We start from the raw sequence: 15,835 nt of genomic DNA on the forward strand, positions 1-15,835 counted from the left end.
GGGGTCAGTCGCGCATCCCTAGCGATTTCCTGATCGTAGAATAAACATTCCTCCGCCGCTCGCCGGTGCAATCTGACGGACAGTTCGATGCCCAAGTCGCCGATGTCTAGGTCGCGTACGCTCTTCGGCCGCTCGCAAGAAACCAGCCTCGTGACGGTCGATCGTGCGATCGCCGAATTCCGCGCCGCCCGACCGGTGCTCTTGCGCGATGGCGTCAATCTGGCTCTGGCTCTGTCCGCGGAGCTCGCGGACGCTGATCTGGCTCAGCGTCTAGACGAACTTGCCCGCGGCCGAGCGCACCTCATTCTCAGCGCAGCGCGTTTGCGCAGGCTCGGAGCCAAGGGCCGGAGCGAGACCGGCATCCTGGCGATGCCGACGCTCGATCTTGCCCGGATCGAAACCCTTGCCTTGAAGATCGACGCCAAGGTCGATGCGCCCGTTGCGCCAGCCGGCTCGCTCGACGAAGCCGCGATCGAGCTCGCCAGGCTTTCGCTGGTTTTGCCAGCGACGATCCATGTTCCGGTCGCAGCTGACGAGATCGCCGGAGAGCCGCTGGTCGAGGTCACCATTCAAGCGATCAACGCCTACCGGGGCGAACAGGTCGCATCGCTGGCGATCGTTGGGCGGGCGCCGGTGCCGCTGGAAGGTGCGCCGGAGACCGAGTTCGTCGTCTTCCGCGGCGGCGAGGGCCTGCGCGATCAGGTTGCGATCATCGTCGGCAAGCCGAATCTCGACACGGCCGTGCCCGTGCGCCTGCATTCAGCTTGCCTGACGGGTGATCTCTTCGGTTCGCTGAAATGCGACTGCGGCGACCAGCTGCGCGAGACCGTGCAGTGGATGGCAGAGAACGAGGGTGGCATTCTGCTCTATCTGGACCAGGAAGGCCGCGGCAACGGCATCTCCAACAAGATGCGCGCCTACCGCCTGCAGAGTCAGGGCTGGGATACCTATGACGCAGACGAGGTGCTCGGCTTCGACCTCGACCAGCGCCATTTCGATTTTGCCGCCACGATGCTGAAGCAGCTTGGCGTGACGAGCGTCACCGCCTTGACCAACAACCCGCTCAAGATCGGCGCGATCAAGGCTGCAGGCCTCGAGGTCGCCGCAACCCAGCGCGTGCTCGGCCGGCCGAACGTCCACAACGTCCGCTATCTCGCCTCCAAGCGGGACCGTGCCGGTCACTTCATCGACATGGACGCGTTGATGGCTCGCGCCGCCCCGACGGATTGATCGAGGCTGCAGCTTCGGGCAGAGCTCACTGATGTCCGAGCCCGGCACCGCCCCCCCTCCGGTTCCCTCGACACGCTGGCCGCTGGCCAGCGTGTTCTGCATCGTATTCTGCGCCTGGCTGGCTCTGTCCTGGCCCTGGCTTTCGGGAATCGTCACCATTCCCTGGGATGCAAAAGCGCATTTTCACCCACAGCTGCAATTCCTGGCGACGGCGCTGAACCGCGGCCTTTCTCCGTTTTGGACGCCCTATGTCTTTGCCGGATCGCCGCAGGTCGCCGACCCGCAATCCCTGATCTTTTCACCCCCCTTCGCGCTGATCGCGATCTTCAATCCGGCCCCGAGCTTTCGCTGGAGCGACGGCGCAGTGCTCGGCACCTTGCTGGCGGGCGCCCTCGCGGTTGTGCTGCTGTTTCGAGATCGCAACTGGCATCCGGCCGGTGCCGTCGTTGCAGCTCTCGCCTTCGCCTTCGGCGCCTCGGCAGCCTGGCGCATCCAACATATCGGGCAGGTGCTCAGTCTCGGCTACTTCGCCATAACGCTATTGCTGCTGTCGCGTGCGCTTGAACGCAGCTCGCTGATCTACGGCTTGGCAGCGGGCATCGTGGCCGGCTTCATGGTGCTTGGCCGCGATCAGGTCGCATTGCTCGGCGTCTATGTCCTGGCCGGGCTGGTGATCGCCGCCATTGCCATGGCCGACAGACCGCTGCGGGCCTTGCGCGCAAGCATCCTCCCGCTCCTCGCCGGGTCGCTCGGCGCCATCCTCGTCGCGACCGTTCCGATCCTGCTCACCGCCTTCCTGGCCCAGGAATCGAACCGTCCCGCCATCGATCTCATCGGTGCCGGAAAGGGTTCGTTGCACCCTGCATCCCTGCTCACCGGGCTGATCGCCAATCTTTATGGCGCGGCAGGGCCGCTCGAGAACTTCTGGGGGCCGCCGAGTCCTGCCTGGGAACAGCGGTTCGGACCGCTCGATCTCTATCTCGCCCGCAACATGGGCGAGCTCTATCTCGGCTTCCTGCCGATGCTGCTGATCCTGACCGTCGGACTGGTGCGTGGCGCGCTGCTGCGGCGTGAGATCATCGCGCTCGCCATCGCAACGCTGCTGGTGCTGGTCTACGCACTCGGTCGCTACACACCCGGTTTCCGGCTGATCTTCGAGGCGCTGCCCGGCGTGAGCTTCTACCGGCGGCCTGCCGACGCGCTCTTCATCCTGGGGGCGCTGCTTGCGATCCTCGGCGGCTATCTGACCCATCTCGTCATGACCGACACGGCGCCACGGACGCGGCTCTGGCAGGTGCTCGTCGAGGCCGCGCTCCTGGCCGGCGCCCTTGGGCTTGCCCTCTGGCTCGCCTGGACCGTCGGACGTGTCGGTGTCGCGACGATCCCGCTCGTCACGGCGCTGCTCTGCGCCCTCTTGAGCACGGGCGCGTTGGTTGCAGCACGCGGGCTCGCGCTGAGAGGGGCAACGCTGGCGGCCGCTGCCTTGCTGGCGGCGACGCTGACGGTGGATCTCTCCGTCAACAACGGTCCGAGCGAATCCACCGCCCTACCCTCGCAGAATTATGACGTCCTGCGCGCCGACAGCACGAACGAGACGATTGCTCTGCTCAAGCGTGAGACGGCCCGCACCGCCGCGCCGGACCGCCGCGACCGCATCGAGCTCGCGGGCATCGATTTCCACTGGCCCAACGCCAGTCTCGTCCATCAACTCGACAATACGCTCGGCTACAATCCCCTCAGGCTCGGTCTCTACAGCAAGGCCACGGGCGCGGGCGACCATGTCGCCTTGCCGGACCAACGCACGTTCTCGCCGCTGATGCCGGGTTACCGCTCACTGCTCGCCGACATGCTCGGCCTGCGTTTCATCGCGACCGGCGTCCCCGTCGAACAGATCGACAAGACCCTGAAGCCTGGCGACCTCGTTCAGATCGCCAGGACGCGTGATGCCTATGTCTACGAGAACCCGCGCGCCTTGCCGCGCGTGCTGCTTGTCGAGAAGGCCGAGCGGGCCGATTTCGGCGCGATCCTGGCAAGCGGCCAATGGCCGGCAGGTTTCGACCCGAGAACCACGGTCCTGCTGGAGAGGGCCCCGCCGCCCGTGCCCGCCGGGCCGGTTCAGCCCGGCTCGGTCCGCATCGTCGATTACGGCACCACCGAAGTCGCTCTCGAGGCGGATTCACCGCGCGGCGGCTATGTCGTGCTCAATGATGTCTGGCATCACTGGTGGCAGGTCGAAGTCGATGGCAAGCCAGCTCAGTTGCTTCGCGCCAATGTCCTGTTCCGGGCGGTCGCTGTGCCGCCAGGCCGATCGAAGATCCGCTTCGTCTTCCGCCCCTTCGAGGGGCTCTACGCCGATATCGGAGCCTGGCTGAAGGCGCAGCGGGCGCCTCCGGTCTGAAGCGCGCTCAGGCGAGCGCGGCCATGGCCGCGACAGGCATGGCCGGTTGCCCGGCCAGGACGCGGGTGACACCGGCCGGGTCGACCTCTCCATCCAGGATCGTCTCTTCGCGATGGATGCCGCCGGCGACGAAGAGGCTGTCGAAGCCCATCATGCGAGCCCCAGCGAGATCGGTCCGCACCGCATCGCCGATCACCAGAACCTTGTCGGTTTCGATCGCTCGGCCGCCCCGAGCCTCCCGGGCCGCAGCAAGCGCCAGGTCATAGGCCGGACGATGCGGCTTGCCGGCCCAGGCGACCGAACCGCCAAGTTCCTCGTAAATCGTCGCAAGCGCTCCGGCGCAGGGCAGCAGATCCTCGCCGACATGCACGACGAGATCGGGATTGCCGCAAATGAAGGGAAGCTTGCGCGCCGCCAAGCGCGTCAGCAGCGGACGGTAATCCTCTGGTGTCTCGCGCCGATAGTCGTTCAGCTCCGTCGCAACGACGAGCTCCGCCTGCGCTTCGTCGACGAGACTGACATCGAGGCCCGCAAACACGGCCCGGTCCGCCTGCCAGCCGATATGATAGATTTGCCGCGTCGGGCTCGCTGCGATGAGCGCCTTGGTCACATCGCCGGAGGTCACCAGCCGATCCCAGGCCTCGCGCGGAACGCGCTTGTCGTCGAGAACGCCGGCAATCTGCTCCGAGGGACCGGGCGCATTCGAGAGCAGCACGACTGCCCCGCCACGCTGCCGGAACTTGATCAACGCATCGCAAGCGGGTTCGAGGGCCCAGACACCGTCATGCACGACGCCCCAGACATCGCTGATGAGCACGTCATAGCCGGCGAGCAGATCGCCGGCCTGGCTCAGGATCGGAACGTCCATCTCAATCAAGCCCTTGCCTCAACGGCCATCCGCGCCTCGACATCGGCGCGCCTTGGCAGCGGCGCGACTGCGCCATAACCCAGCGTGGAAAGTGCCGCCGCGACATTGGCGTAGGCGGCAGCGACAAAGGGATCGCCCGTGCGCACATATTCTGCGAGGAAGGCCCCGTCATAGCAGTCGCCGGCTCCGGTCGCATCGATGGCGTCGACCTTGATCGGCACGAAGCGCTGACGCCGCTCCGGCGTCGCAACCAGCGAGCCCTCGTGGCCCAGCGTGAGCGCGACAATCCTTGCGCCAAGGCCGAGATAGAAATCCGCGATCGCATCCGGCTCGCTCAGGCCGGTCAACTGGGTCGCGTCGTCAAAGCCTGGCAGCACGATATCGGCCATGGCGCAGGCCGCATGGATGATCGCTCGCGCCCGGGTCAGCGGCCAGAGCTTCAGCCTCAGGTTGGTATCGTAGGCCGTGGTGACGCCGCTCGCACGAGCCGCGGCAAAGGCCTCGAATACCGCATCGCAGGCACTTGCCGAAATCGCCTGGCTGATCCCCGATGCCTGCACCACCTTGGCCGACCGAACCAAGTCGAGCGGCAGGTCGCGCGGTCCGCAGAGGCTCGCGGCCGACCCCGCACGCAGATACGAGAACACGTGCCCGTTCGGTCCGTGATCGACGAAATAGAGCCCGGTCGGCGCGGTCGGATGGGTCGTGACATGGCTGTCATCGACGTTTTCCCTGGCCCAGAGCTCACGGAAGGAGCGGCCTGCGCTGTCATCCCCCAAAGCGCCGGCATAGGCGACGCTGGCACCCTGCCGCGCCGCGGCGATCGCGCAATTCGAGGTGTCCCCGCCATGTCCGAAGCGGAACGAACCGGCCTCGCCGCGGGTCGCATTGAACTCGCCCAGCGGCTCGCCGATGCAGAGAATATCGAGTGTCTTATCCGTCACGGCACCGTCTCAGGCCAGAGCTGTTGGACGCGGCGAAAAGCCTGCGCGCCTTCCTAAAGCATCAAGCGCCCAAGGTGGAAACGGTTTTCCGCGGGATTGCGCGCTATTCCGCCGCTTCCCGGCTCGTCGGCGGCGCCAGGAGCTGATCGGCGATCCGCACGATCTCCTGCCGCAGGGCGGCATTGTCGCTCCGCGCAGCCGGATCATCGACGGGCTTCGCCTCGCGTCGCAACTGGGACAGTTCCTGCTTGGTGCGCGCAAGCTCGGCTCGCACCTGAGCCAGTGCCCCGTGCAGGGTCTGCGCTTCCGCATGCTCGGTTTCAAACCGGGCATCCCGAGCCCGCAACTCGTTCTGGGCCTGCGCGACCTCTTCGGCGGCCCGCTGTTTTCTGGACGCGTTCATGGATTTCTCCTGCGCCAACTCCGCTTCGAGTTCCTGCTTCATCCGCACCTGCTGGTCGCGCTCCTCCTCGACCTTGCGGGCGAGCGCCGCGAGACGACCAGCCTCCGCAGCCACCTCAACTGCTCCGGAATCCGCCGCCGCAAGGCCTGCCTCTGCTTGTACCGCGCGTGCGGCCAGGGCGTCGGCGCGCAGTCTTTCGCTATCCCGATCGGTCGTCATCGCCTTGAGCGCGGCCGTCGCCTGATCGACGGCGCGCCGGCTCGCCGCCAATTGGGCTGCGAGCTCGCCGCGCTCTCCCTCGATCACCATGATGCGCGTGCGGCCTTCGACCTGCGCAACGCGATGAGCATCGCCTTCCTGGCGGGATTGCGCGAGCTCGGCCTCACGCTCCGCAAGCAGTGCCTGGGTCTGCTCGAGCGTCGCGCGCAATTCTGCCAGCTCTCCGGTGCGTGCATCGAGATCGGAGCCAGTGCCACGTAACGCAAGCCTGGCCTCGTTCAGGCTGTGCTCCAATGCACCTAGATCATGGATCCGCTGTTCGATCGTACCACTGGCCAGCGCCGCCGCTGCGATTTCCCTGGCCAGCGCGTCGCGGGTTTCGGAGAGATCGGTGCGCGTGGCCGCCAGATCGCCCTCGAGCCCGCTGATGCGTTCTTCGCGGGCACCGAGCTCCCGTTCGAGCCGCCCGATCGCCATGTCGCGGCGGCCGAGCTCTTCCATCGCCCCAGCCCTTGCAGCGAACCCGCTTTCCGCCCGTTGCTCGAGAGCCCGCGCCTGCATCGCCAGTTCCGCCCGCAGATGGTCTCGATCGRCTGCGATCTCCGCCAGCGAGAGCGGGAACGCCGCCTCTGCCCGCTTGCGAGCCAGGCGGTCGGCCCGTCGGGCAAGCGCCGGCAATGCCGCCAGCGCCAGCAGAATGGCTGTCAGGAAGCCGAGCGTGACGAGCATGACGGCTTCGATCAATTCACCGGGCTCCGATCAGGAACGATTCCAAGAACGAAACCCTGCCATGACAACAGCGCCATGGCCAGCAAAACGAGCCCTCCCGGTCAGAACGGGTTCCAGGTCGCCTGCGGCGTGAACTTGAGATAGCCGAGATTGACGCCGAGCCGCCAGCCGACGCCGGTCCGGATCGGCACCAGCGTCACGCCCTCGGCTGCCATTGCAGTGAAGCCGAAGCCGCCGACAAAGTAGACCGAGCCGTCAATGCCGACGAAACGCTGGTAGAGCGCATCGACGACCGGCAGGTTGTAGACCAGCATCATGGTGCGAGCGCCTTCTCCGCCGAAGTCGAAGCCGACGGACGGGCCCTGCCAGAACACTTTCCGATCGCCGGCATTACGCGTGAACAGCGTGCCTTCGCCGAAGCGGAGGCCACCGACGAAGGCACCGGACGCCTCCTGGCCGAGAACATAGCCGTTGGGTTCGCCCCAGCGCCGGACCGCCTCCTCGATCGTCAGCGCAAGTCCGCGCGAGACATTGCCAAAGAACTGATGACCGGAGCTGACGAGCTCGGTCTGGGAAAAGGACTGCGGATTCTGGCTCTGCGCCAGGACCGGCAGGCTGCTCAGGCCAAGAGTGGCCGAGACAACCGCACCGGCCAGAAGAGAACGGCGAGTGAGATCCATTGAGGAAACTCCGGGCTAGGCGTCGCATCCCGGCCGGGTGGCCGGATGCGCGGCGGGGCACGGCATCACGCGAATGCGCGACAATTCAGTAACCAGTTTGATACGCCCCAAGAGTATCCAACCCGTGAAGATTGCGCGGAGGTGCTTCCCCGTCGTCACCCAGCAAAGGAATCTGTGATGAAGGCCGTAAAATGGCAGCGCTGGATTTCGATCGCAGTCGGCGTCCTCGCCCTTGCCATCGCGGTCCAGCCGGTGCTGGCCCAGCCGGCGGCGCTGCCCCATGGCCTTCCGGAATTGCCTGCAATTGGCGAGGAAATGCAGCGCGACAGCCGTTCCGGGCTGGCATTGGGCGGATACGACCCCGTTGCCTATCAGGCAGAAGGTCGCGCGGTTTCCGGTCGCCCGGACTATGAGCTGATCTATGATGGCGCAGTCTGGCGCTTCAGCACGGCCAGCAACCGCGAAGCCTTTCGTGATTCGCCCGGCGTCTACGAGCCAGCCTTTGCAGGCTTCGACCCGCTCGCGGTAGCCGATGGACGTGTCGTTGAGACCGACCCGCGTCGCTTCGCGATCATTGGTTCGCGGCTCTTCCTCTTTCGAAGCGAAGAGAATAGGCGCCGCTTCACCCAGGAAACCTCCCTGCGCCAACTTGCGGAATCCAACTGGCAGCGCGTCAGCCAGCAGATCGCTCGCTGAAGCGTCGGCCCGAAAAACGAATTGCGGTTTTCGGACAAGCCGATGCGACCATGGAAGGTTAGGAGACCGGATACGATTATCCGGTCCTGTGATCTAACCTACGGTACCCGTCTGGCCGACAAGCGTCAGTTCCTTCGCAAGTGCGATCGCGCGCCCCGCCAATCCCTCATTGCTGGCCGCCACGAAGGACGGGTTGCGATAGTGCCGCTCGGCGCCGCCATAGCGCAGCACATTGCCGTCGAGCTGCCGGACGACACCGCCGGCTGCGGTCAAAATCGCGTCGCCGGCGGCAATATCCCATTCCATCGTTGTTCCTCCGCGGACATGAAGATCGGCCTCGCCACTGGCGATCAGGCCGAATTTCACCGCCGAGGACATCGGCATCTGTTCACTCTTGCACATCGCGCTGAGAACGCTGCTGCTGAGCGCGTCTCCGTGAAAGCGGCTGACCAGCACGACTGGACCGGTCGCCGGAGTGGGGCGGGCGACGATGCGTTGCGCCGCACCGAGCGTTGAGCCATCCGGCGCGATGGCCTGCGCAAAAGCATCTTCCCCCGCAAACCAGAGCCGCCCGATCTCCGGCGCGGCGATCGCCCCCGCGATCGGCCGCGTGCCGCTGATGATGGCGATCGCGACACAGTAGCTGCCACCAGCCGCCAGGAATTCGCGCGTGCCATCCAGCGGGTCGAGCAGGATGAAAACGGGGGCAGGCTGAGCGGATTCGACACTCTCTTCGCTGATCACGGGGATATCCGGCAGCAGCCGCGCGAGGGCCGCCTTCGCGGCGTGATCGGCGGCGAGGTCAGCGGAACAGACGGGCGAACCGTCCGCCTTGCTCCGCACATCCCTTGCAGCGCGCATGACCAAAAGCACGGCGCCGCTGAGGCGCGCCGCCTCGGCCAGCTTCTCAGCCAGCGCATTGCGGTCGGAAAGGCGCGGATCATCGGGCGCTATCATGCGGATTGGGCGCCCATTCGCTGTTCTGCTGGCCAAAACACAGTTAACCACATGCAAACCAAGATCGCCTCATACCTTATCCTATCGGCGCTTCATTTGCCATGAGCGCGCCCCGAAACGCTGTTCCCAGGACATCTGCCATGACCGACATCTCGCTCGAGCCGCTCGATCTGGCTGCGCTTCTTTGCAGCCGGGTCTGCCATGACGTGATCAGCCCGGTCGGCGCCATCGTCAACGCGCTCGAGGTTCTGGAGGAAGACGATCCCTCGATGCGCGATTTCGCACTCGAGCTGATCAAGAAGAGCGCGCGCAGCGCCTCCGCCCGCCTGCAATTCGCCCGACTTGCCTTCGGCGCGGCGGGATCGGCAGGCGCGATGATCGACCTCGGCGATGCCGGCACGGTCGCGAATGGCTTCCTGAACGATGACAAGCTCTCGCTCGACTGGGAAGCCCCGCGCGCGTTGCTGCCGAAGAATCAGGTCAAGCTCGTGCTCAACCTGCTGATCCTCGCGACGCAGGCGGTGCCGCGCGGCGGACGCCTCGTCGCCCGCACCACCCTGGAGGGCGAGCAGGGCAGCTTCCATATCACCGCCACCGGTTCTCATGCCCGCATTCCGGCCCATGTCGAGGAACTGCTCGCCGGCCGCTCCGAGACGGGCACGATCGACGCCCACGCCGTGCAGCCGCTTTACGCCGGCATGGTCGCCCGCGCGGCCAATATGAAGGTCGCTTTCACCATCGACGGCGACACTGTGACGATCACGGCCGACAAGGCGGACTGAGCCATTTCGGCCGAGAGCGCAGGAACATCGCGCTTTCAGTCCTGTCTCAACCGATCATAAACCCTTCCGCTGCATAGATGGGCGCTGCATTGTTGCGTGGGTAATGGTCTTCGGCATGGACGAATTGCTCCAAGAGTTCCTTGGCGAGACTGGCGAGCATCTCGACACGGTCGACAGGGAGCTCGTGCGCTTCGAGCAGGAACCCAATAATCGCGATATCCTGCGCAACATCTTCCGGTTGGTTCATACCGTGAAGGGCACGTGCGGATTCATTGGCCTGCCGCGCCTCGAAGCCCTGACGCATGCGGCAGAATCCGTGATGGGCCAGTTCCGCGACGGCGCAACCGTGAATGCAATCGCGGTGACCGCGATTCTGGAAACCATCGACCGCATCAAGGAGATCATGGCGGAGCTGGCCGACAAGGGCCAGGAGCCAACCGGCAGCGACGAGGTCCTGATCCGCGAATTGCAGGCGCTGGCCGACCAGGCCAAGAAGGAGCTGGCACAGTCCCCTTCGGTCAACCCATCGGATCCGGTCGCCGCCTACCTGGCCCGGCACGCTCTGTCCGCGGCCGATGACGGCCTCGACCTCGTCTTCAAGAGCGCACCCGGACCGCAGCGCGGACCGGACGGGCGCATCGAAAGCGCGGCCCGCCACGATGCTGCCGCCGAAGACGCCTCCCCCCGCGAGAGCCGCTCGGCGGCCCCGGCGAGCCTGCGCGTCAATGTCGACACGATCGAGCATCTGATGACGATGGTCTCGGAGCTCGTGCTGACCCGCAACCAGTTGCTCGAAATCTCGCGTCGCCAGGATGACGCCGCGCTCAAGGCGCCGCTCCAGCGTCTGTCCCTGATCACCGCCGAACTGCAGGACGGGGTGATGAAGACCCGCATGCAGCCGATCGGCAATGCCTGGTCGAAGCTGCCGCGCATCGTGCGCGACCTCAGCGGCGAACTCGGAAAGCGCATCGAGCTCGTCACCGAAGGCGCCGATACCGAGCTCGACCGGCAGATCCTCGACCTGATCAAGGACCCCTTGATCCATATGGTGCGCAACTGCGCCGATCACGCGATCGAGCCACCTGCCGATCGTGTCGCCGCCGGCAAACCGGCCCACGGCACCATTCGCCTCGCCGCCTATCACGAGGGCGGATCGGTCACCATCTCCATCTCGGACGATGGGCGCGGCCTCGACTTCGAGCGCATTCGCCGCAAGGCACTGCAGCAAGGTCTTGCCCATGAGGGCGAGATCGAGCGCATGAGCGAAGCGCAGCTCAGCCGCCTGATATTTCATCCCGGTTTCTCGACCGCGGAGAATGTCACCGCGATCTCCGGGCGCGGCGTTGGCATGGACGTGGTCAAGTCTAATATCGACGCCATTGGTGGGTTGATCGACATCGCCAGCACGGTGGGCGCCGGCACCACATTGACCATCAAGATCCCGCTCACCCTCGCTATCGTCGCAGCCCTCATCGTGGCCTGCGGCGAACAGCGCTTCGCCATCCCCCAGATCGTCGTGCGCGAGCTCGTCCGCGTGAAGGCCGGGGCCGATCACCGCGTCGAGCAGATCAACGGCACACCTGTCCTGCGGCTGCGTGGCCGATTGCTGCCGATCATCGCACTTGCCGGGTTGCTGAACGCCGGTCCCGCGGCAGCCGAAGACGGGTTCATCGTGGTGACACAGATCGGCGAACGTCAGTTCGGCATTCTGGTCGACACCGTGTTCCACACCGAGGAAATCGTCGTCAAACCGATGTCGACGAAGCTGCGTCACATCCCGATCTTCTCCGGCAACACCATCCTAGGCGATGGCGCGGTCGTGTTGATCGTCGACCCCAATGGCGTCGCCAGCCTCGTCGGAGCGACGACCTCTGCCGATGCCCCCGAGCAGAACGCGGCCAGCGGCCACTCCCCTGTCGGTGAGCGAACGACCATGCTGGTGTTTCGCGCCGGTGCCGACAGCCTGAAAGCCGTGCCGCTCTCGCTCGTCACACGCCTGGAAGAGGTCGAGGCAGAGCGGTTCGAGATCAGCGGCGGGCGCGTGCTGTTGAACTATCGCGGCCGTCTGATGCCGATCATCCCCGTCGGCGAGACACAGGTGAAGAGCAAGGGCCTGCAGGCACTCGTCATCATCGCGGAAGGCGAGCTGACCATGGGCCTCGCCGTCGATGCGATCGTCGACATCGTTGACGAGGTTCTCGATGTCGAGTTGCAGGCCATGCTCGACCAGGGTGCCGTCGGGTCGGCGATCATCAGGGGGCGCGCCACCGAGATCCTCGATCTGGCGCACTACCTGCCCAAGGGCGATCCGAACTGGTTGCGGGCCAGCCGCCGCGAAGGCGTGTCCAGCAGCGCGCATGTCCTGATGGTCGAGCCTTCCGAATTCCTGCGCGAAATGCTGGCCCCCGTCCTGAAGGCCGCGGGACTTCGCGTCACACTGGCCGCCGATATCGCCAGCGCCCGCCAGCATGTCGTCGCCGGCGGGCTCAACGGCGTGCTGATCGACCTCGACCGCTACACCGAAGCAGCGCTCGGCTTTGCGGCCGAACTGCGTGACGGCGAAGACGGCGATGCATTCCGGATCCTCGGCATGACGACCTTCGCCACCCCGGAGCTCTATGCACTCGCAACGCAGGCGCGCATGGACGCCATCGTTGCGAAATTCGATCGCCGTGCCTTGCTCGCCGAGCTGGCGGACAACCGCTCCAGACTGAGGCAGGCGGCATGAACTCAAAGCAGAGCAACGCACGTCCCGCCCCTGACGCGACGGGCTTCACGGAATCCCTCGACTACGTCACCGTGACCATTGGCGAGCAGTTGCTCGGGCTCCCGATCGGCCGCGTGCAGGACGTCTTCAATACCAGCCGCATCACGCCGGTGCCGCTGGCCCCGCCCGAAATCATCGGCCTGCTCAACCTGCGCGGGCGCGTGGTGACCGCACTCTGCCTGCGCAAGCGGCTCGGCCGGGAGCCCCTTTTGGGCGCAGCCACGGAGTTGGTTGCGGTGGGGATCGATCATGGTGGAGAGGCCTACGCGCTGATCGTCGACGCGGTCGGCGAGGTGATCCGTCTCGATCACTCCACGCTGGAGCCCGTGCCGGTCCATCTCGACCGCGCCTGGGCCTCCCTGGCAGCCGGCGTTCACCGCCTCGAAGACCGCCTTCTCGTCGTGCTCGACATCGACGCAGTGCTGAAGATCGACCTGCCTTTGGCTGCCTGAGCCGCGGCCCGCCCATTCTGGAGAATGACCATGAAATATTGCCTCGTCGTCGATGACTCAGCGGTGATCCGCAAGGTCGCACGCCGCATTCTCGAGGGTCTCCAGTTCCGAATCGCAGAAGCCGAGGACGGCGCCCGGGCGATCGATGCCTGCAAGGGCGAGATGCCGGACGCTGTGCTGCTGGATTGGAACATGCCGATCATGGACGGCTATGATTTCCTGCGCACCCTGCGGCAGATGCCAGGCGGCAAACGGCCCAAGGTCGTCTTCTGCACGACCGAGAACGACATTGCCCATATCGCGCGCGCCATGCACGCCGGCGCCGACGAATACATCATGAAGCCGTTCGACAAGGAGATCGTCGCCTCCAAATTCCATCAGGTCGGCCTGCTTTGACACGTCGCGCCGCGGCCCGTGCCGTCGCGGCCTATTTCTCGGCGGGTCATTGGTGGCCCACCCAGCCAGCCCTGCACTCGACGCACAGGGGTCGTGCCGAATGATGAGCCCTCGCTCATCCAGCCATGGCAGAACAGCCATACGTCCGAAGACCGTCGTCATCGCCGACGACTCCGTCGTCGTGCGCGGGCTGTTCGCACGCTGGCTCGGCGAGAGCGGCCAGTTTCACGTCGTCGCGGTGGCAGGCGACGGTGAGATGGCCGTGGAGCATGCCACGCGCTACCACCCCGATATCATGGTCCTCGACCTCGACATGCCCGGCCTCGACGGTCTTGCAGCACTGCCCCAGATCGTCAGGGAGAGCCCGAAGACTGCCGTCCTGCTGGCCACGACGCTGACGGAACGCAATGCCCGGCTCGCCCTGCAGGGCATGACCATGGGCGCCATGGACGTGCTGCCCAAGCCCGAAAGTCGCGCCGGCATGACGCTGTCGCTGGATTTCCGGAGCGAATTCCTGCTCAAGCTCAGCAGCATCGCACAATCCTCGCACGAGGCGTTGCTGCCTTTCAGCGAAGTCCCGCCTGAGCCGGGTCTGCCGAGCGGCATCATGGATCTCAGGCCGCTGATCTCGATGATGCCGCGCTACCTCGTCATCGGCGCCTCGACAGGCGGCCCCCGCGCCGTGGCCAAGGTCCTCACCGATATTGGCGATGGCCTCCAGGACCTGACGACGCTCGTCGTCCAGCATATGCCTCCGCTTTTTACGGCGTCCTTCGCGGAACAGCTCTCCGGACAGATCGGTGTCAGGGCACGCGAGCCTTTCGATGGCGAAAGACTGAGCAGGGGCACGGTCTATATCGCGCCGGGAGGACGCCATCTCGGCATCGATCGCAGGCTCGGCCATATCGTCGCGAGCATCGGCGACGGGCCGCCGGTACGCTTCTGCAGACCCGCCGTCGATGTGCTCTTCAGCGAAGCTGCCAATCACCTCGGTCCGGCCGCGCTCGGCCTGGTGATGACCGGGATGGGCAGTGACGGCACGGATGGCGCGGGCGCGTTGCGCCGCGCCGGCGCCGCCGTAATCGCACAGGATGAAACGTCGAGCACGATCTGGGGCATGCCAGGCTCCGTCGTGCGCGCCCGCCATGCCAGCACCGTTGTCGCGCTCGACGGCATCGGCCCCGCCATTCGTGCGCTGGTGCGTGGAGGATCCTCGGCATGACGGAGGCCGATTTCGACTTCCTGCGCACGCTGCTGCACCTGCGCTCGGGTCTCTCTCTCAGCACCGAGAAGCGCTACCTCGTCGAGAGCCGGCTCGGCATCCTCTGCCGAAAGCGAAATATCGCGGGGCTCAGTCCGCTTGTGCAGCGCCTCAGGCTCGAAGGCGACCGCGGCCTGGAGAATGCCGTCGTCGAGGCGATGACCACCAACGAGACCCTGTTCTTCCGCGACCGGACCCCATTCGATCTGTTCCGCAATGTGATCCTCCCCGAGAAACTCGCTGCGAATGCGGCCCACCGCTCCCTGCGGATCTGGTGCGCCGCAGTTTCGACCGGACAGGAAGCCTATTCCCTTGCCATGATCCTGGATGAGATGGCGGCACAGCTGGCGGGCTGGAGGATCGAGATCGTCGGAACCGACATCTCCGCAGAAGTCCTGGAGCGCGCCCGTGGCGGGCTCTACACCCAGTTCGAGATCCAGCGCGGCCTGCCGATCCAACTCCTGCTGAAGCACTTCCGGCAGGAAGGCGACAAGTGGCGCATCTCGGAGCAGATTCGCGCGATGGTCGAGCTGCGGCAGCATAACCTGCTCGATTCGAGCGGCCATTTCGGCCTCTTCGACGTGATCCTCTGCCGCAACGTGCTGATCTATTTTGACGTTCCGACCAAGGCGCGGGTGATGGCCGCACTGGCCCAGCGGCTCGCCCCGGATGGAGCCTTCCTGCTTGGCGCCGCAGAGACGGTGATCGGAATCACCACCAGCATCGTTCCGGACAAGCAGCATCGCGGCCTCTACCGCGACGGCCGCTCCGGCAAGGCTCAGTCGCCCGGTCTCGGCTACCCCTTCGACCGGCCGCGTCCGCTGCCCACGGCCGGCTCCCGCCTCTGATCATCGGACTGGATACCGTATCCGGTCGATGATCGAACCTTCTGTGTTTGCATCGGCTTGCCCGAAAACCGCAATCGACTTTCGGACCGATGCTTTAGGCCGCTGCCGCCATAAACAAAAACCCCGCCTCTCGGCGGGGTCCCGTCAACCTGTCGTGTACATCCGACGATCAGGCTGTATCTCTTGTCGCATCCGATCGTGACGA

At 65.6% G+C, this 15,835-nt stretch carries 14 protein-coding genes; 9 read left to right on the forward strand and 5 right to left on the reverse strand.

Annotated elements, in window-relative coordinates:
- The first annotated feature begins 102 nt into the window (after window positions 1-102).
- Window positions 103-1,230: a GTP cyclohydrolase II RibA gene (gene ribA / locus AC1DRP_RS06075; protein WP_476768076.1), complete on the forward strand. Its 1,128-nt coding sequence runs from the start codon at window positions 103-105 to the stop codon at window positions 1,228-1,230.
- A gap of 31 nt (window positions 1,231-1,261) precedes the next feature.
- Window positions 1,262-3,628 (forward strand): glycosyltransferase family protein, encoded by a 2,367-nt coding sequence (locus AC1DRP_RS06080; protein WP_476768077.1) that lies wholly within the window; start codon window positions 1,262-1,264, stop codon window positions 3,626-3,628.
- Window positions 3,629-3,635: 7 nt separating this feature from the next.
- Here AC1DRP_RS06080 and AC1DRP_RS06085 read toward each other — a convergent pair whose 3' ends face one another.
- The 4 genes from AC1DRP_RS06085 to AC1DRP_RS06100 form a co-directional block, all read right to left on the reverse strand.
- Window positions 3,636-4,496, reverse strand: coding sequence for a TIGR01459 family HAD-type hydrolase (locus tag AC1DRP_RS06085; RefSeq protein WP_476768078.1), 861 nt, complete (start codon window positions 4,494-4,496; stop codon window positions 3,636-3,638).
- A gap of 5 nt (window positions 4,497-4,501) precedes the next feature.
- Window positions 4,502-5,440 (reverse strand): sugar kinase, encoded by a 939-nt coding sequence (locus AC1DRP_RS06090; protein WP_441505150.1) that lies wholly within the window; start codon window positions 5,438-5,440, stop codon window positions 4,502-4,504.
- A gap of 103 nt (window positions 5,441-5,543) precedes the next feature.
- Entirely contained in the window at window positions 5,544-6,806 is a 1,263-nt protein-coding gene (locus AC1DRP_RS06095) for a hypothetical protein (RefSeq protein ID WP_476768079.1), read from the reverse strand.
- Between the two features lie 86 nt (window positions 6,807-6,892).
- On the reverse strand, window positions 6,893-7,471 hold the full coding sequence (locus AC1DRP_RS06100; RefSeq protein ID WP_113510877.1) for a DUF1134 domain-containing protein: 579 nt from the start codon (window positions 7,469-7,471) through the stop codon (window positions 6,893-6,895).
- A 45-nt stretch (window positions 7,472-7,516) separates the two neighbouring features.
- Between AC1DRP_RS06100 and AC1DRP_RS06105 the strand changes: the two genes are divergently transcribed.
- Window positions 7,517-8,167 carry a YHS domain-containing (seleno)protein gene (locus tag AC1DRP_RS06105; protein ID WP_476768080.1) on the forward strand — a complete coding sequence of 217 codons (651 nt, stop codon included), beginning with the start codon at window positions 7,517-7,519 and terminating at the stop codon, window positions 8,165-8,167.
- Between the two features lie 93 nt (window positions 8,168-8,260).
- Here the strand turns inward: AC1DRP_RS06105 and AC1DRP_RS06110 are convergent, their stop codons facing one another.
- On the reverse strand, window positions 8,261-9,124 hold the full coding sequence (locus AC1DRP_RS06110) for a 3'(2'),5'-bisphosphate nucleotidase CysQ family protein (protein WP_476768081.1): 864 nt from the start codon (window positions 9,122-9,124) through the stop codon (window positions 8,261-8,263).
- A gap of 140 nt (window positions 9,125-9,264) precedes the next feature.
- Here AC1DRP_RS06110 and chpT point away from each other — a divergent pair, with 140 nt between their 5' ends.
- The 6 genes from chpT (at window position 9,265) to AC1DRP_RS06140 (ending at window position 15,630) form a co-directional block, all read left to right on the forward strand.
- Entirely contained in the window at window positions 9,265-9,906 is a 642-nt protein-coding gene (gene chpT, locus AC1DRP_RS06115) for a histidine phosphotransferase ChpT (protein WP_476768082.1), read from the forward strand.
- Between the two features lie 115 nt (window positions 9,907-10,021).
- On the forward strand, window positions 10,022-12,634 hold the full coding sequence (locus AC1DRP_RS06120) for a hybrid sensor histidine kinase/response regulator (protein WP_476768083.1): 2,613 nt from the start codon (window positions 10,022-10,024) through the stop codon (window positions 12,632-12,634).
- Window positions 12,631-13,125, forward strand: a complete 495-nt coding sequence (locus tag AC1DRP_RS06125; RefSeq protein WP_476768084.1) for a chemotaxis protein CheW — start codon at window positions 12,631-12,633, stop codon at window positions 13,123-13,125. Before AC1DRP_RS06120 ends, AC1DRP_RS06125 begins: the two co-directional genes overlap by 4 nt.
- 30 nt (window positions 13,126-13,155) lie before the next feature.
- Complete coding sequence (locus AC1DRP_RS06130) at window positions 13,156-13,521, forward strand: response regulator (RefSeq protein WP_043237911.1); 366 nt, start codon at window positions 13,156-13,158, stop codon at window positions 13,519-13,521.
- A 103-nt stretch (window positions 13,522-13,624) separates the two neighbouring features.
- Window positions 13,625-14,743 carry a chemotaxis-specific protein-glutamate methyltransferase CheB gene (gene cheB, locus AC1DRP_RS06135; protein ID WP_476768085.1) on the forward strand — a complete coding sequence of 373 codons (1,119 nt, stop codon included), beginning with the start codon at window positions 13,625-13,627 and terminating at the stop codon, window positions 14,741-14,743.
- The gene (locus AC1DRP_RS06140; protein ID WP_476768086.1) at window positions 14,740-15,630 is read left to right on the forward strand and encodes a CheR family methyltransferase; all 891 of its coding nucleotides are present in this window, start codon (window positions 14,740-14,742) and stop codon (window positions 15,628-15,630) included. The genes cheB and AC1DRP_RS06140 overlap by 4 nt, the downstream gene beginning before the upstream one ends.
- The last annotated feature ends 205 nt before the right edge of the window (window positions 15,631-15,835 follow it).

The organism is Allobosea sp. 01N443, assembly GCF_056399325.1.